We start from the raw sequence: 16948 nt of genomic DNA, 5'->3' as shown, positions 1-16948 counted from the left end.
AATCACCGATATGAGAGAAATATTTCATCACTTGGTGACTCATTATGATGACAGTCAATACCAATGTGGCTGCGTTAATTTCCCAGCGAAATCTGAATCGTGCCAACCAGGCGTTAAACGAGTCTCTGGAGCGGTTGTCTTCCGGTTACAGGATCAATCATGCGAAAGATGATGCGGCCGGATTACAGATTTCTAACCGTCTGACAACTCAGGTCCGGGGATTGGATGTAGCAATGAGAAATGCCAGCGACGGTATTTCGATCATGCAAACTGCGGAAGGAGCGATGCAGGAGAGTACATCGCTTTTGCAGCGGATGCGGGATCTTGCTATTCAGTCAGCAAATGGCTCAAATTCAGCATCTGATCAGCAAGCCTTACAGGAAGAGTATTCAGCATTAAATGATGAATTGAACCGCATTGCTGAAACGACTTCCTTTGGTGGCCGAAAGTTACTCAATGGTACATTTGGGACAACTTCTTTCCAGGTCGGGGCTTCTGCTGGTGAAGCGGTTCGCCTGTCTTTAGGTAATATGCGCTCCGATACGATGAATATGGGCGGGCTGACTTATATTGCTGCCGGTAAAGCATCTTCCGACTGGCAGGTCACGACCGAAAATAAACAACTCGTCATACATTATCAGTCCGAAGATGGGCAAACTCAGCAAATACACATCCGGGCAAAAGCCGGCGATGATATCGAGGAACTGGCCACTTATATTAACGGGCAAACCGACCTGGTATCTGCATCCGTGAATGAGCATGGCCAGTTACAAATTTATATGTCCGGAGATAAAACGACCGGTGCACTTAAATTTAGTGGTTCACTGGCTGGTCAGCTTCAGATGGGGTTTGTGGGCTATGAATCTGTCGATAAGATGGATATTAGTCAAACCGGAGGTGCCCAGCGTGCCATTTCAGTGTTGGATACGGCTTTAACTTATATTGATAAAAACAGGGCAGAGCTGGGTGCTTTTCAGAACCGGTTTGAACATACGATTAATAATTTGGGTAATGTTCAGGAAAATTTATCTGATTCAAGAAGCCGGATCAGAGATACAGACTATGCCAAAGAAGTGACGCAACTGATGAAACAGCAAATTTTGCAGCAAGTGAGCGTTTCTGTACTGGCTCAGGCAAAAAAACAGCCTGTAGCGGTTTTAAGGCTGCTGAAATAAAGGAGATAAAATAATAAAAAAGCAGCCTTTATCGCCCGCTGAATGAAATACTTTAGAAAAAAAATTGCTGAATTTGACCTTTTCCCCAAACCATAATCTATTTGATTTTTTTTCAAATATTTTTCAAAAAAATTCTCAAGATATTCCAGCCAGCGTCGTTAACGATAGTAACTTTGAGAGAACTACTTGGTTTTCCGAGACGTCGGAAACCGTATCAAAATCGGAAAATCAATTGGAGAAATCATCATGGCAGTAAATGTAAACACTAACGTATCAGCAATGACAGCACAGCGTTATTTGAATTCAGCAACGAAAGCACAGAATGAGTCAATGGAACGTCTGTCTTCCGGATTTAAAATCAACAGTGCAAAAGATGATGCGGCAGGTATGCAAATCTCTAACCGCTTGAATGTTCAGAGTCGTGGCCTGGGTGTTGCTGTACGTAACGCAAATGATGGAATTTCTATCGCTCAAACAGCAGAAGGAGCGATGAATGAAACCACGAATATCCTGCAACGTATGAGAGACTTGTCTTTGCAATCAGCAAACGGCTCTAACTCTAAATCAGAAAGAACGGCAATTCAGGAAGAAATGACATCACTTAATGATGAACTGAACCGGATTGCAGAAACAACTTCTTTCGGTGGAAACAAATTGTTGAATGGTACATTCACAACAAAAGCTTTCCAAATCGGTTCAAACAGTGGTGAAGCGGTTATGCTGACACTGAATAACCTTCGCAGCGATAATCCTGAAATGGGTGGCATGAGCTTTAAAGCTGAAAATGGCAAAGGAAAAGACTGGTCAGTTGCTAAAGGTGAAAATGACCTGCAAATTGAACTGACTGACAAAGATGGCAAAGAACGCACAATCAATATTTCTGCCAAAGCAGGTGATGATATTGAAGAAGTGGCAACTTATATCAATGGACAGACTGATTTAATCTCTGCTTCTGTTGATGAATCAGGCAGACTGCAAGTTTTTGCCGGAAGCAATAAAGTTGATGTAGATGAAGATGTTTCTTTCAGTGGTTCTCTGGCTGGTGAATTAGATCTGGATGATGATGGCAAAGCCGTTTCTGTTCACTCAATGGATGTAACAACCGTAGGTGGCGCACAGCAGTCTGTATCAGTGATTGACTCTGCACTTCAATATGTTGATAGTCACCGTGCTGAACTGGGTGCATTCCAGAATCGATTCGAACATGCAATCAGTAACCTTGATAATATCAATGAGAATGTGAGCGCATCTAAAAGCCGAATCAAAGACACAGACTTTGCAAAAGAGACAACTGCATTAACCAAGTCTCAGATTCTGAGTCAGGCTTCAAGTTCTGTTCTTGCGCAGGCAAAACAGCTGCCAAATGCGGCACTGGCTTTGTTAGGTGGTTAATTAAATACCCCTTGAAAAAATTAAAAATCCGGCTTTCATGCCGGATTTTTTTATATCTCATGCTTATTGATCTCTCCTTTGTGAACATTATCTATCTCATTGATTTATTTTCATTCTTTTCTTTCTTTGTTTTCTATCCTATTTTTTGTATAGGTGTAACCTGAAAAAATGTACAAAAAATGATCAAATTTATCTAAAGGAAGTAAAACAATCGCCGTTAAAGGAAACGAGAGAAATAGGATGTATGGAAGTGAGGTGAGAGACACTGAAGTACATCACATGTCCGTAATAGGAGATCAATATGGCAATTAACGTAAACACGAATGTGTCGGCGATGACCGCGCAGCGCTACTTAAATAGTGCTGCCGACGGTGCTCAGAAGTCAATGGAGCGACTGTCATCGGGATACCAAATCAACAGTGCAAAAGATGATGCTGCTGGTTTGCAGATTTCTAACCGTTTAAGTGTGCAGAGTCGCGGCTTAAATATGGCGGTAAGAAATGCAAATGATGGTATATCAATTGCGCAAACCGCCGAAGGTGCGATGAATGAAACGACATCAATCCTTCAGAGAATGCGGGATCTTTCACTTCAGTCTTCAAATGGTTCAAACTCGAAAGCTGATCGTCAGGCGATCCAGCAGGAAGTTTCTTCGTTAAACGATGAGCTGAACCGGATCGCGGAATCAACCTCGTTTGGTGGGAATAAATTATTAAACGGGACATTCGGCAGTAAGTCATTTCAAATTGGTGCTGATTCTGGTGAAGCAGTTATGTTGTCCCTGGCGAGTATGCGTTCTGATACTTCTGCAATGGGCGGACAGGCATACATTGCGGATGAGGGGAAAACACCAGACTGGCGTGTCACTGATGCAAGGGAATTAACGCTGAATTATACAAATGACCGGGGTGAAGAGAAAGAAATCTCGATTAATGCCAAAGCCGGTGACGATTTGGAGGAAGTCGCGACTTACATTAATGGTCAAAATGAAGATATTAGTGCTTCAGTTGCCGAAGGCGGAAAATTACAGATTTTTGCCTCATCCGGCAGTGTGAAAGGAGATATTGATATCGGAGGTGATCTTGGCTCTGAATTCGATTTTAGCAGCCGCAAAGATGTGACAGTCCAGGACGTGGATGTATCAACGGTTGGTGGTTCACAGCAAGCAATATCTGTCATTGATAGTGCTTTGAAAGCTGTGGATAGCGAGCGGGCTTCTTTGGGTGCATTCCAGAATCGGTTCAGTCATGCGATAAGTAACCTGGATAACATTAATGAAAATGTGAATGCGTCACGTAGCCGTATTAAAGATACTGACTATGCGAAAGAGACAACAAATATGACCAAGTCTCAGATACTTCAGCAGGCAAGTATGTCGGTATTGGCCCAGGCGAAGCAGTCACCAGCTGCTGCACTTAGTCTGCTGGGGTAAGTCACCGGGGAACTATTGATTAAATAGTAACCCATGACTTAACCCGGCAAGGTCGGAGGGAGATTGTTATGGAAGTGTCATCCTATACATCGAACATCCAGCCTTATGGCTCACAGAGTGGCACTAAATTTGCTTCAGAAAATGAACAGGCAAAGGCTTCTTTTGTGCAAAAAGAGAGCAATCAGATAGATAAGGTTGCTGAACAAGGCGGAGAGAGGCAGTCGGATTCAGTAGAAAAAGCCGTGAAAATGGCTCAGGAGCGAGAACACGTCAATGAAGAACGACGAGCTAAAATGCTTGAGCGGATGCATGAATTTGTATCTTCAATCAACAAAGGCTTATCGTTTCGCTTTGACAAGGAATCTGGTCGGGATGTTGTTACCGTTTATGAAGCAGAAACAGGTGATATTATCCGTCAGATTCCTGAAGAGGAAATGCTCAAGGTCTTGCGACGTCTTGCCAGAGAGCAGGATCATCGCTCTGGTCTGCTGATGACGAAGGTGTAGTTGTTATGATTTTTCGAGGTGATTAAATGACTCTGGGCCCCATAGGGATGAATGCTGGCATGGATGTAAATTCCATTGTTAGCAAGGTTGTTGATGCAGAACGTTTGCCTAAACAGCAACGTATTGATAATCAGCGAACGCAAAATGAAACCAGCATTAGTGCTTATGGCAGGCTCAGAGAATCTCTGGATACGATGAAAAACCTGATGGCAGGTTTTCGTCAGGATAAGGCTTTTGCACTTCGCAAAGCCAGTTCAACGGATGAAGAAGTTGTATCAGCGAAAGCGGCAACGGACGCAATTGCAGGTAGATATGCAGTTGATGTCTTACAGCTGGCACAAAGCCACAAACTAGCGTCAGGTGTGATTCCTGAAGACACAAAATTTGGTCCCGGAAAGCTGGATATTTCTCTGGGTGAGAAAACATTTTCAGTTGATATCCGGAATAAATCGAAATTAAAAGATGTTGTTAACCAGATTAATCATGCGAAAGGAAACCCGGGAATTCGGGCTTCTGTTATCAATGATGTCAACGGTCCCCGGCTGATTATTGCCTCTAATCAATCCGGTAAAGACAACAAAGTCTCTATCAGTGCGGAAGGGACGACAGATAAAGCCTTAAAAAGACTTGAATATAAGACTTTAGAGCAACGGGTTAAAGATCTGGAAGATGCCCGTTCTCAAGCGCAGCAATTAATCCATCCTCTGACGCCTGAACAACAGAAAGTTGCGGGTAAGGTTGCGGAAAAACTGGAAAATGCAGCACGAGCTGTTGATGAATCGGTGGCTCAGGAAATTAAGGAAGCCGCGAAAACTGCGCAGGATCCATCAGACACAAAACAAGCAGGCACCGATCTTTCCGATAGTGCGGTGAAGGCTGCTGCAACAGCCGGAGAAGCTGCTCAGACATATATTAAGCCTGAAGACCGGATTCCCGGATGGACTGAAACTGCATCAGGTACACTGCTTGATTCATATAGTGAAGGCGAACCTCCATTAAGCGGCAGTGATCTGGAAAAATCTGGTGATGTTCCCGGGTGGAGTAATACGGCTTCCGGTACGCTGCTGGATTCTTATGTAACCCCGAAAGAAGCGGCCGCAGAACTTAAAGAAAAACTTGCTCAGGAACAGCAACAAATTGAACAGGCGATAAAAAGCGGAGAAATGACGCCAGAGGAAGCTAAAGAGCTGGAGCGTTCAAAGTTATCACCTGAAGAAAAAGCTTACGTTGAAAAAGTAGAAAATGTTCAGGCTCAGCTCAAAGAAGCTCAGAACTCTTTTGATGCTTATCAGGGAATGACTGAAGTACAGTCCGCTCAGGATGCGGAAGTAATACTTGATGGTGTTGCAAAGCTGGCAAGCCACAACAATATCATTGAAGATGCGATTGAAGGCGTAGATCTGACACTGAAAGGTGAGTCTGATCCGAAACAAAAAACTGCAGAAGTTGATATTGAGTATGATCGTAATTCTGTCAGAGAAAATATTGAGAAATTTGTTTCTGCTTATAATCAGTTTTATCAAACATCCCAACAACTTTCTGTAGCGAATCCTAAAACCGGCGAAAAAGGTCCATTAGCCGGAGACAGTATTGTACGTAGTGCTGATTCCCGCTTAAAAAGGGTCTTTTCTTCCCCGGTTGAACAGGCGCCGGAAAATCTGAAAACTTTAACTGAGTTTGGTATTACCACGACCCGGCAAGGGACGCTGGAGATTAATCATGATATGCTAAACAAGCAGTTAAATAATAATTTTGATAAGCTGGGCGATTTTTTTGGCGGACGAAAAGGCTTTGCCAAACAAGTTGAAGATGCGATTCAGTCAATGACTGGTGTGACAGGTTCGATTCGTTCAAGAGAGAATAGTCTGCGTGATCAGAATTATCGTCTGGATGATGAACAGGACACATTAGACAGACGCATGGATGCGCTTGAAAAACGAACGCATAACAAATTTTCTGCAATGAAAGATGCAACCAGTAAAATGCAAAGTCAGCTTGCCGGAATGATGAATGCTCTGGGCCAGGGCTAGAAACATGGAAAAGCAACTGGCTATACTCAGTGATGTTGATCACAAGTTAGAGCAACTTTTGGCTGCAAAAGAAATCAATGTTGAAGAAGTTCGTCAATTGGTCGATAAAAGGGATCAGTTATTGCAAGAACTGATTCATGAAGTGTCAGAAAATCAGCAGTTCTCAGGCTCTGACCAATGGCAGGACGCGATTAAGCGTACTCAGCAACTTGTTGAAAAGATGCAGTTGAAAACCGTCGATATAGGCCAATCGTTACAAAAATATCGCTACGGAAATAAATCTGTTCAACATTACAAGAAGTTTTTATAAAAGAGGAAGACTATGCGTGGTTCTTTACAGGCTTATAAGAAAGTATCAGTGGATAGCCAGCTCAGTGCGGCCTCACCGCATAAGATAGTACAAATGTTAATGGCCGGGGCTATTGAGCGCCTGATTCAGGGAAAGGCCGCAATGATACAGGGAAATATACCTGTGAAAGGTGAGCGTTTGGGTAAAGCTCTTGATATTATTATTAGTTTGCGTGGCTGCCTTTCAATGGAAGACGGTGGTGATGTCGCGAAAAATTTAGATCAACTTTATGAGTTTATGATCTCGCAAATCACGATGGCAAACCATAAAAATGATCCTCAGCCCTTAGATGATGTGATTGAGATTATTCGTGAAATTAAGTCGGCTTGGGATCAAATTCCCTCAGAATATCATCATTTAACAGCAGCTGATATTGGTATGTGAGTTTTTTGGCAGATGTCACTCATCACATACTGAGTTTCAACTCTGTATTGCCATATTTTTATAATTCAATAAAATAGAAGCCACTAATGCTACAAAATAAGTGGCTTTTTTGTTGCTGTAGTCAAAATTTTGTCTATTGTTAATTCAGTAACCCGATTAAATAGAACAAAACATTAACAGCAATTGTTTGAATAAAGGCAAATAGACTTACCTATGCAAGGTTTAGCGAAACTGCTCGTGATTGAGGATGATCCTGCAATTCGTCAACATATCAGCACGATTATGGAATTTGTTGGCGAGTCCTGTGAAATCGTTTCATCATCCCAAACTGAGCGGATTGATTGGTCCGTTTTATGGGCTGGTTGTATACTGGGCTCATTCAAAAATAAGCAGCTTTCTCCTACGATTGAGCACCATTTGCAGGAAGCAAATCATATCCCTTTACTGAAGTTAGACAAACAGCCTTATACGCTGGATAGTTTTTCCGGCTATTTGGGAGATTTGGAGCTTCCGTTAAATTATCCACAACTATCAGAAGCTTTAAGACACTGTAAAGACTTTGGCGGGCGAAGGAAACATAACTCAGACGCGAAGAGCAAGCTGTTCCAGAGCCTGGTCGGAAAAAGTTTTGGGATTAGAGAAGTTCGGCATTTAATTGAGCAGGTTGCCCGGACTGATGCCAATGTATTGATACTTGGTGAGTCTGGTACCGGTAAAGAGGTTGTCGCCAGAAATATCCATTCTCATTCATCCAGGAACAGAGGGCCGTTTGTCCCGATTAACTGTGGTGCCATACCAGGAGACTTGTTAGAAAGTGAACTGTTTGGGCATGAAAAAGGTGCTTTCACCGGTGCATTAACCTCCCGTAAAGGGCGTTTTGAACTTGCAGAAGGAGGTACTTTATTTCTGGATGAGATCGGTGATATGCCGATGGCGATGCAGGTCAAGCTGCTTCGTGTTCTTCAGGAACGTTGTTTTGAAAGGGTGGGTGGAAACACGACGATAAAAGTGAATGTCAGAGTAGTTGCTGCGACTCACCGGAATCTGGAATCCATGATTGCTCAGGAATCTTTTCGGGAGGATCTGTATTACCGTTTAAATGTCTTCCCGATCGAAATGCCGGCACTAAAGCACCGAAAAGAAGATGTGCCGCTATTGTTACAGGAATTATTGAGTCGCGCTGAAACAGATTGTGCCGCCACAGTTCGCTTTACTCCTCGTGCTATCCAGTCTTTGATGGAGCATGACTGGCCCGGGAATGTCCGTGAACTTGCAAACCTGGTTGAAAGAATGACGATTTTATATCCTGACAGTTTGGTTGATGTAAATCACTTACCAGCTAAATACCGTTATGGTGATGTTCCTGAATTTAAAGCAAACCAGAATATTACGCATCAGGAGACCATTGAGGAGCAGGAAAGAGATGTCTTCGCAAGTATCTTTGCCGAAGATTTTAGCCTGAGTGATGTCGAACAGAATATTGGCGGGAATATCAACATGCCTGACGCTCTACCGCCTGAAGGCATTAATATGAAAGAAGTTTTAGCTGACCTGGAAGTTAATTTAATTCATCAGGCATTAGACGCTCAGGACGGTGTTGTTGCCCGGGCGGCAGATATGCTGAGTATGCGCAGAACGACGCTGGTTGAGAAGATGAAAAAGTACAATATGAACCGCTAAACAAATATCAGTGTTGAGTCAATATATTGTCATACATTGAATGCTGAATATGTAAGTATATGATTTAAAATAGAATAATGGTCTGGAATGCTTTTTGCTTTCAGACCATTATTCTATTTGTATAACAGTAAAAATTAATATGCAGGGTTCTCCGGTTCAGGCGCAACTTTCTCATCTTGACTCTATTGAAGATCAGGTCGAGCGATATAAGCAGGTGATTGATGTCATGCCAGCAGGTGTGATTCTGCTTGATACACAAGGCATTGTCAGGGAAGCTAATCCTGAAGCACAACGCTTACTGGAAACGTCTCTTGTTGGAGAAAAATGGATCTCGATTATTCAGGCAGCTTTTGCTCCAAGAGAAGATGATGGTCATGAAGTATCATTAAGAAATGGGCGCCGGGTTCGTTTGGCTATCTCCGCATCAGCAACCGGACAGCTTATTTTAATTACGGATTTAACCGAAACGCGCTTACTTCAGGCCAGAGTCAGTGATTTGCAACGACTTTCTTCTTTAGGCCGAATGGTTGCGTCTCTGGCTCATCAGGTACGGACTCCTCTTTCCAGCGCGATGCTTTATGCATCAAATCTGGCTTCCCCAAATTTACCAGCCACGACCCGTGACAGATTCCAGACTAAGCTTATGGATCGACTCCACGATTTGGATAAGCAGGTCAATGACATGCTGTTATTTGCTAAAGGTGGAGATAACAAAGTTGTCAGTTCTTTTCAAATCTCATCCCTGATGGATGAGTTTTATCCGATGGTTGAAGCTGCAATACAGAGTTATCAAATTGATTATGGGCAGGAAGTCGAGTCTCCTGAGACTTCAGTTCTGGGGAACTCCAATGCAATTGCATCGGCGTTGAGTAATTTGGTCATGAATGCAATTCAGAATGCCGGAAAAGGTGCACAGGTTGATGTATTTTGCCGCACAGTAAAAGCTGAACTCAGGATTTCTGTTCAGGATAATGGCCCGGGAATTCCGGAAGAAATGCAACATAAGATTATGGAACCATTTTTTACAACGCGCTCTCAGGGAACAGGTTTAGGCCTTGCAGTCGTACAGATGGTATGCCGGGCGCATGATGGCAGGCTCGAATTAATTTCTAAAGAAGGGGATGGTGCTTGTTTCACGATTTGTATCCCCCTTGAAAGAACAATTTCTCACTCAAATTCAGAGACGGGAGAATAAATAAATGGCGCAGAGCAAAGTATTAATTGTTGAAGATGATGAAGGATTGAGAGAAGCACTCGTCGACACACTGGCTTTAGCTGGCTATGGATGGGTTGAATCAGACTGTGCTGAAGATGCATTGCTTAAATTGAAAACAGAATCAATCGACATTGTTGTCTCGGATGTCCAGATGGCTGGCATGGGCGGGTTGGCTTTACTCAGAAATATCAAACAGCACTGGCCTAATCTGCCAGTGCTGCTCATGACGGCTTACGCGAATATTGAAGATGCAGTCGCAGCGATGAAGGAAGGTGCGATTGATTATATGGCGAAGCCTTTTGCTCCGGAAGTTCTGCTCAATATGGTCAGCCGGTATGCTCCGGTTCAGTCAGAAGATAATGGGGATGCCGTTGTTGCTGATGAAAAGAGTTTAAAACTATTAGCTTTGGCAGATAAAGTTGCAAAAACTGATGCGAATGTGATGGTTCTCGGACCGAGCGGTTCAGGTAAAGAGGTCATGTCCCGCTATATCCACAATGCATCGATGAGAAAGGATGGCCCTTTTGTTGCGATCAACTGTGCTGCGATTCCCGATAACATGCTGGAGGCGACATTATTCGGCTACGAAAAAGGTGCTTTCACTGGTGCCGTGCAGGCGTGTCCGGGAAAATTTGAGCAGGCTCAGGGGGGAACTATACTGCTTGATGAAATCAGTGAAATGGACCTCAATCTTCAGGCAAAACTATTACGTGTTCTGCAGGAAAGAGAAGTAGAGAGATTGGGTAGCCGAAAGAGTATTCAGCTGGATGTCAGGGTTTTGGCAACCAGTAACCGTGATTTAAAACAATACGTTCAGGAAGGTAACTTCCGTGAAGATTTATATTACCGTCTGAATGTTTTTCCTCTCAGCTGGCCGGCTTTGAAAGATCGCCCCGGAGATATTGAGCCATTGGCAAAACACTTAGTTGAGCGCCATTGTAAAAAGTTAGGACAGGCAGTTCCCGGCGTATCGTTTACAGCGATCGAGAAGTTATTACAGTATAGCTGGCCCGGTAATGTCCGGGAACTGGATAATGTTGTTCAGCGGGCTTTGATTTTAAGTGAAAACAGCGAAATTGGCGAAGAGCATATTTTGCTTGAAGGTGTTGACTGGGAAGATGTCAATGCACTTCAAATGATCATTGAAGAAGATCACGAGCTGTCTGTTCCCGGAATAGATGTAAGAACTGAAGTTCAAAATGATCATGTCAGAAAATTGTCAAATTCTTCTGATCTGGGTGGTGAGCTCAGGGATCAGGAATTTTCCATCATTATGGAAACATTAATCGCTTGTAATGGACGTCGTAAAGAAATGGCTGAAAGACTGGGTATCAGTCCCCGGACTTTGCGCTATAAATTAGCAAAAATGCGGGATGCAGGCATTGATATCCCTTGTTAATTCTACATTTTTAAACTGGCACAGTAATTGCTGATTAAGCTTTAGATTGAATTGTTTAAGTCAAAGAATTGGCTATTGAGGTAGACATGAGATTAGATGGATTACAAAACGAAATGCAGGCAATGATGTTAGAAGCAGGGAGTCAGAAGCCTCTTGCAACCGGTCAGTCAGTCAGTTCTGATTTTGGCGATATGTTGAGTAAAGCAATAAATAATGTCAATTCTCTGCAAAAAACATCGGGCACATTGCAGGAAAAATTTGATCGGGGTGATGAAGGCGTCTCATTATCCGATGTCATGATTGCCAGAAATAAAGCGAGTGTTGCTTTTGAAGCAACGATTCAGGTTCGTAATAAACTTGTTGACGCTTATAAAGAATTGATGAATATGCCGGTGTAGTTTTTAGGAAAATAACGTGGCTGAAGAAAATCAATCAACAGATCTTGCTCTAAGCAATGGTGGAACTGACTCGGCAATCACCGGTAGTGATTTAGCCGTCGATGATCAAAACCCTGATTTAGAAGAAAAAAGTTCCTCACGGTTCGACTTTGCATCAGGTGATCTTGATCTGATCCGTCAGGTTGTGCTTGTTTTATCAATTTCCATCTGTGTTGCCTTAATTCTTATGCTGTTTTTCTGGGTGAGAGAACCCGAAATGCGGCCTCTGGGAGCTTATGAAACCGATGAGCTGATTCCTGTTTTAGACTATCTTGATCAGAAGAAACTGGAATATAAACTCGATGGAAACACCGTCCTGGTTCCAGCGAATGATTATAGCGGATTAAAGCTTGATCTGGCCCGTGCCGGCCTGAATCAGGAGAAACAGGCCGGAGACGATATCTTATTGCAGGATATGGGTTTTGGGGTCTCTCAAAGGCTTGAAATCGAACGCTTGAAGCTGAGCCGGGAACGGCAACTGGCGAAGGCAATCGAAGCAATGAATCAGGTGCGTAAAGCCCGGGTTTTATTAGCAATGCCTAAGCGGAGTGTCTTTGTCCGTCATAATCAGGAAGCTTCAGCGTCAGTTTTTCTGACACTGAAAACCGGGGCGAACTTAAAACAGGAAGAAGTCGATTCTATTGTTGATATGGTGGCCAGTGCTGTTCCGGGCATGAAAAATACCCGGATTACAGTGACAGACCAGCATGGACGACTGCTGAATTCCGGTTCCGAAGATGAACTGTCAGCAGCTCGACGTAAAGAACAAGAGCTTGAACATAAGCAAGAGCAGTCTTTGCGTGAAAAAATTGACTCGGTGCTTATTCCAATCCTTGGTTTCGGACAATATACCGCTCAGGTTGATGTGGAATTAGATTTCAGTGCAATCGAGCAGACTAAAAAACGTTTTGATCCCAATACCCCGTCGACCCGGAGTGAATACACACTCGAAGATTATAACAACAGTAATGTTGTGGCTGGTGTCCCGGGTGCATTAAGTAATCAGCCTCCGGCAGATTCTTCAATTCCGGAAGATATTGCACAGCTGAAAGATGGTTCAACGCTGGGTCAGGGTTCAGTTCATAAAGAAGCAACGAAAAACTATGAGCTGGATACAACGATTAGTCATGAGCGTAAACAGACCGGTGTGGTTACCCGCCAAACCGTTGCGGTTGCAGTGAAGACGCGTGAGCGCGTGAACCCTGAAACCGGTGAAGTTACTTATGAACCGTTAAGTGATAAAGAACTGAATTCCATTCGTCAGATCCTGATTGGTACTGTTGGTTTTAATCAACAGCGTGGCGATCTGCTCAATGTATTGAGTATGCGTTTTGCCAAGCCTGAAGTTGAGAAAATTGCAGATGTACCAATTTGGGAAAACCCGAACTTTGGTGATTGGGTAAGATGGCTGGCAAGTGCGTTGGTAATCATTGTTATCGTACTGGTTCTTGTCAGACCTGCAATGAAAAAACTTATCAATCCTGCTATCGATGAAGAAGATGAACTGTACGGACCGGATGGTCTGCCTATTGGTGCTGATGGCGAAACCAGTCTGATTGGCAGTGATATCGATGGCGGCGAATTGTTTGAATTTGGCTCTTCAATCGATCTGCCTAATCTGCATAAAGATGAAGATGTACTGAAAGCTGTAAGAGCACTTGTTGCAAATGAACCTGAACTGGCAGCTCAGGTGGTGAAAAACTGGATGAGTCATGGCTGAAGAAGAGAATAAGACAGAAGGCGGGGATATTGTCCCCGTTGAAGCCGATATAGCTTCAATTACCGGCGATGAAAAAGCCGCGATTTTGCTCCTTAGTCTGAATGAAGGAGACGCAGCGGGAATCATTCGCTACCTTGAACCTAAACAGGTCCAGCGGGTCGGTAGCGCCATGGCGAAGGCCAGTGAGCTGAGTCAAAATAAAGTCAGTGCTGTGCACCGGGCCTTTCTGGAAGATATTCAGAAATTTACCAATATCGGGATGGGCAGTGAAGACTTTATGCGTAATGCTCTGGTTGCCGCTCTGGGTGAAGATAAAGCGAATAATCTTGTCGATCAAATCCTGTTGGGAACCGGCTCGAAGGGGCTGGATTCACTGAAATGGATGGATCCACGACAGGTTGCCACAATTATTGTGAACGAGCACCCGCAGATCCAGACGATTGTTTTGTCTTACCTTGAACCGGATCAGTCCGCCGAAATTTTGGCACAGTTTGCTGAGCGTGATCGTTTGGATCTGATGATGCGTATCGCAAACCTTGAGGAGGTTCAGCCTTCAGCTCTGGCTGAATTGAATGAGATTATGGAGAAACAGTTTGCCGGTCAGGCTGGTGCTCAGGCTGCGAAGATTGGTGGTTTGAAAGCAGCAGCAGATATTATGAACTATATGGACAATAATATCGAAGGTGTCCTGATGGAACAAATGCGGGATCTGGATGAAGATCTGGCGACTCAGATTCAGGATCTGATGTTCATCTTTGAAAACCTTGCTGAAGTTGATGATCAGGGTATTCAGAAATTGCTGCGTGATGTGCCTCAGGATGTTCTGCAAAGAGCCCTCAAAGGTGCAGACGATGTTCTTAAAGATAAAATCTTCAAGAATATGTCTAAACGTGCTTCTGAACTTCTTAAAGATGATCTCGAAGCTATGCCACCGATCAAAGTTTCAGATGTGGAAGCCGCTCAGAAAGAGATCCTTGCGATTGCACGTAAAATGGCTGACAACGGTGAAATTATGTTGTCAGGTGGTGCTGACGAGTTCTTATAAGTTTCAGTGTATGGCCAATGAGTATGGCTGTTATCAATACAGCTTTACTGTCAGGAAATAAGAATGTCCGAGAGAAAACGAGGCTTTTTGCGTCCCGGAAAGGATGATGATATTGCTGATGCGAAGCGTTGGGGCTTGCCTGATTACGGTCAGGATGTGGCTACCGGCGCGAAAGAAACTGCATTGAATTATGATCCGGGGTGGATTCCCGAAAAAAGTGCGCCTGCTGATGAGGGGCCGGTTGAGCTGACTGAAGAAGAAATTGAGCTGATCCGTCAGGGAGCTTATCAGGAAGGTTTGCATCAGGGGCAGGAAGCTGGTTTCAAACAAGGCTATGAAAAGGGGAAAGCGGAGGGACTTGAAGCGGGTCATGCTGAAGGTTTCTCTCAGGGTCAGTCTGAAGGTTTGGAAGCCGGGCAAGGTATAATCCGTGAGCATGCCGAACACCTTATGAATCTGGCGAATCAGTTTTCCCAGCCGCTGGCTTTGATGAACAGCCAGGTAGAACGACAATTAGTTGACATGGTCCTGGGGTTAGTGAAAGAAGTCGTTCATGTTGAAGTACAGATTAATCCGCAAATCATTTTAGATACCATTAAAGCCTGTGTTGAATCACTGCCCATTGCCGGGCATGACATTACCCTCAAATTAAACCCTGAAGATGCCGGTATCATCCGGGATGCTTACGGTGATGAAGCTCTTGAAATGCGCCATTGGACCCTGGTGACAGAGCCTTCATTAAACCGGGGAGATGTTGAAATTGAGGCTGGTGAATCTGGTGTTACTTATCGTATGGAAGAGCGGCTGCGGACTGTTTTACAGAATTTTAGCGGTAAAAACCGTCATGGTGGTGAAGTGTGTTAGCACTTGAAGAAAGACTTTCACAATATACAACTCACGGGCTTTCATCACGTCCGGTTGCATCCGGTAAGCTGGTTCGCGTGGTCGGACTGACACTGGAAGCAACCGGTTGTAAAGCACCGGTCGGTAGTTTGTGTAAAGTTGAAACCATGTCCGGAGAGATGGAAGCTGAAGTCGTTGGATTTTCCGGGGAACATCTTTTCTTAATGCCCAGTGAACAAACTGCCGGTGTGTTACCGGGTGCTAAGGTCACACCAATGACCGAAGAGGCCGGCATTCCTGTCGGTATGGAGTTATTGGGTCGGGTGATCGATGGGGTTGGATTACCGCTTGATGGGCTTGGGCCGATTTACACCGAACAAAAAGCTGCTTTTCATGTTTCCCCTATCAATCCATTACTCAGAAAGCCGATTACAGAGCCACTCGATGTAGGTCTGAAATCCGTGAACGGATTATTGACTGTCGGGAAAGGACAGCGGATCGGTTTATTTGCCGGTTCCGGGGTCGGAAAATCAGTTACATTAGGCATGATGACCCGGGGAACAACGGCTCAGGTTGTTGTTGTGGGCCTGATTGGTGAACGGGGACGAGAAGTTAAAGAATTTATTGATGAAATTCTGGGGGTCGATGGCCGTCAGAGAGCCGTCGTCGTTGCTGCGCCGGCTGATTCTTCTCCTTTAATGCGTTTAAAAGGATGTCAGACAGCGTTAACGATCGCAGAATATTTCAGGGATCAGGGATTGGATGTTTTATTACTGATGGATTCTTTGACCCGTTTTGCCCAGGCGCAGCGTGAAATTGCCTTGTCGGTTGGAGAACCGCCGGCAACAAAAGGTTATCCGCCATCCGTGTTTGCTAAATTGCCAGCCCTTGTTGAGCGGGCGGGTAATGGTGGTGAAGGGCAGGGCTCTATTACTGCATTTTTTACGGTGTTAACTGAAGGTGATGATCTTCAGGATCCGATCGCAGATGCTTCCCGGGCAATACTGGATGGACACATTGTGTTGTCCCGTGAGCTGGCAGATGCCGGGCATTATCCTGCGATTGATGTAGAAAAATCTGTGAGCCGGGTGATGCCGCAAATTACCTCGGAAGAACACCTGTTTATGTCAAAGGCTGTCCGGCAAATATTATCAGTGTGTCGTAAAAATCAGGATTTGGTTTCTATTGGTGCCTATAAAGCTGGCTCAGATCCTGCTATCGATCAGGCATTCACACTCAAACCTAAGATTGATACTTTCCTGCAGCAACAAATGAAGGAAACCGTTCCATACGAGATGAGTATCAATATGCTCAAACATGTATTGCAAGTAGAGTCTTGA

Annotated in this window: 15 protein-coding genes; all 15 read left to right on the top strand. The window is 44.1% G+C overall.

All coding sequences use genetic code 11. From position 1 onward, the window contains the following. Nucleotides 1-41: 41 nt before the first annotated feature. The 15 genes from OC443_RS14810 (at nt 42) to fliI (ending at nt 16948) form a co-directional block, all read left to right on the top strand. Nucleotides 42-1175 (top strand): flagellin, encoded by a 1134-nt coding sequence (locus OC443_RS14810; RefSeq protein WP_073581258.1) that lies wholly within the window; start codon nt 42-44, stop codon nt 1173-1175. Between the two features lie 246 nt (nt 1176-1421). After that, nucleotides 1422-2567: a flagellin gene (locus OC443_RS14805; RefSeq protein ID WP_073581262.1), complete on the top strand. Its 1146-nt coding sequence runs from the start codon at nt 1422-1424 to the stop codon at nt 2565-2567. 301 nt (nt 2568-2868) lie between these two features. Then, the gene (locus tag OC443_RS14800) at nt 2869-3999 is read left to right on the top strand and encodes a flagellin (protein ID WP_073581264.1); all 1131 of its coding nucleotides are present in this window, start codon (nt 2869-2871) and stop codon (nt 3997-3999) included. A 68-nt stretch (nt 4000-4067) separates the two neighbouring features. Beyond that, entirely contained in the window at nt 4068-4505 is a 438-nt protein-coding gene (gene flaG / locus OC443_RS14795) for a flagellar protein FlaG (protein ID WP_073581266.1), read from the top strand. Nucleotides 4506-4531: 26 nt separating this feature from the next. Then, nucleotides 4532-6535 carry a flagellar filament capping protein FliD gene (fliD, locus tag OC443_RS14790; protein WP_073581268.1) on the top strand — a complete coding sequence of 668 codons (2004 nt, stop codon included), beginning with the start codon at nt 4532-4534 and terminating at the stop codon, nt 6533-6535. Between the two features lie 4 nt (nt 6536-6539). Beyond that, entirely contained in the window at nt 6540-6845 is a 306-nt protein-coding gene (locus OC443_RS14785; protein ID WP_073581270.1) for a flagellar protein FliT, read from the top strand. A gap of 12 nt (nt 6846-6857) precedes the next feature. Then, complete coding sequence (gene fliS / locus OC443_RS14780; RefSeq protein WP_073581272.1) at nt 6858-7268, top strand: flagellar export chaperone FliS; 411 nt, start codon at nt 6858-6860, stop codon at nt 7266-7268. A gap of 213 nt (nt 7269-7481) precedes the next feature. Further along, nucleotides 7482-8948, top strand: coding sequence for a sigma-54 dependent transcriptional regulator (locus OC443_RS14775; RefSeq protein ID WP_073581274.1), 1467 nt, complete (start codon nt 7482-7484; stop codon nt 8946-8948). 139 nt (nt 8949-9087) lie between these two features. Then, entirely contained in the window at nt 9088-10143 is a 1056-nt protein-coding gene (locus tag OC443_RS14770) for a sensor histidine kinase (RefSeq protein WP_073581276.1), read from the top strand. A gap of 4 nt (nt 10144-10147) precedes the next feature. After that, nucleotides 10148-11563 carry a sigma-54-dependent transcriptional regulator gene (locus OC443_RS14765; RefSeq protein ID WP_073581278.1) on the top strand — a complete coding sequence of 472 codons (1416 nt, stop codon included), beginning with the start codon at nt 10148-10150 and terminating at the stop codon, nt 11561-11563. 86 nt (nt 11564-11649) lie between these two features. After that, nucleotides 11650-11961 (top strand): flagellar hook-basal body complex protein FliE, encoded by a 312-nt coding sequence (fliE, locus tag OC443_RS14760; protein WP_073581280.1) that lies wholly within the window; start codon nt 11650-11652, stop codon nt 11959-11961. A gap of 16 nt (nt 11962-11977) precedes the next feature. Next, a complete protein-coding gene (gene fliF / locus OC443_RS14755) occupies nt 11978-13720 on the top strand; it encodes a flagellar basal-body MS-ring/collar protein FliF (RefSeq protein WP_073581282.1) in 1743 nt (580 codons plus the stop codon). After that, nucleotides 13713-14765 (top strand): flagellar motor switch protein FliG, encoded by a 1053-nt coding sequence (gene fliG, locus OC443_RS14750; protein WP_073581284.1) that lies wholly within the window; start codon nt 13713-13715, stop codon nt 14763-14765. Before fliF ends, fliG begins: the two co-directional genes overlap by 8 nt. Before the next feature lie 63 nt (nt 14766-14828). Continuing rightward, a complete protein-coding gene (fliH, locus tag OC443_RS14745) occupies nt 14829-15629 on the top strand; it encodes a flagellar assembly protein FliH (RefSeq protein ID WP_073581286.1) in 801 nt (266 codons plus the stop codon). Then, nucleotides 15623-16948 carry a flagellar protein export ATPase FliI gene (gene fliI / locus OC443_RS14740; protein WP_073581288.1) on the top strand — a complete coding sequence of 442 codons (1326 nt, stop codon included), beginning with the start codon at nt 15623-15625 and terminating at the stop codon, nt 16946-16948. Before fliH ends, fliI begins: the two co-directional genes overlap by 7 nt.

The sequence above is a fragment of the Vibrio quintilis genome (assembly GCF_024529975.1).
GTDB lineage: Bacteria > Pseudomonadota > Gammaproteobacteria > Enterobacterales > Vibrionaceae > Vibrio > Vibrio quintilis.
The sequence above is the reverse complement of the archived record's forward strand: the minus strand, read 5'-3'. Positions and strand labels throughout refer to the sequence as shown.

Excerpts from the sequence above, each read along its gene's own strand:
- fliD (WP_073581268.1), top strand. The coding sequence starts at position 4,532 with ATGACTCTGGGCCCCATAGGGATGAATGCTGGCATGGATGTAAATTCC.
- fliH (WP_073581286.1), top strand. The coding sequence starts at position 14,829 with ATGTCCGAGAGAAAACGAGGCTTTTTGCGTCCCGGAAAGGATGATGAT.
- OC443_RS14765 (WP_073581278.1), top strand. The coding sequence starts at position 10,148 with ATGGCGCAGAGCAAAGTATTAATTGTTGAAGATGATGAAGGATTGAGA.
- OC443_RS14785 (WP_073581270.1), top strand. The coding sequence starts at position 6,540 with ATGGAAAAGCAACTGGCTATACTCAGTGATGTTGATCACAAGTTAGAG.
- flaG (WP_073581266.1), top strand. The coding sequence starts at position 4,068 with ATGGAAGTGTCATCCTATACATCGAACATCCAGCCTTATGGCTCACAG.
- fliG (WP_073581284.1), top strand. The coding sequence starts at position 13,713 with ATGGCTGAAGAAGAGAATAAGACAGAAGGCGGGGATATTGTCCCCGTT.
- OC443_RS14775 (WP_073581274.1), top strand. The coding sequence starts at position 7,482 with ATGCAAGGTTTAGCGAAACTGCTCGTGATTGAGGATGATCCTGCAATT.
- fliS (WP_073581272.1), top strand. The coding sequence starts at position 6,858 with ATGCGTGGTTCTTTACAGGCTTATAAGAAAGTATCAGTGGATAGCCAG.
- OC443_RS14805 (WP_073581262.1), top strand. The coding sequence starts at position 1,422 with ATGGCAGTAAATGTAAACACTAACGTATCAGCAATGACAGCACAGCGT.
- fliE (WP_073581280.1), top strand. The coding sequence starts at position 11,650 with ATGAGATTAGATGGATTACAAAACGAAATGCAGGCAATGATGTTAGAA.
- OC443_RS14800 (WP_073581264.1), top strand. The coding sequence starts at position 2,869 with ATGGCAATTAACGTAAACACGAATGTGTCGGCGATGACCGCGCAGCGC.
- OC443_RS14770 (WP_073581276.1), top strand. The coding sequence starts at position 9,088 with ATGCAGGGTTCTCCGGTTCAGGCGCAACTTTCTCATCTTGACTCTATT.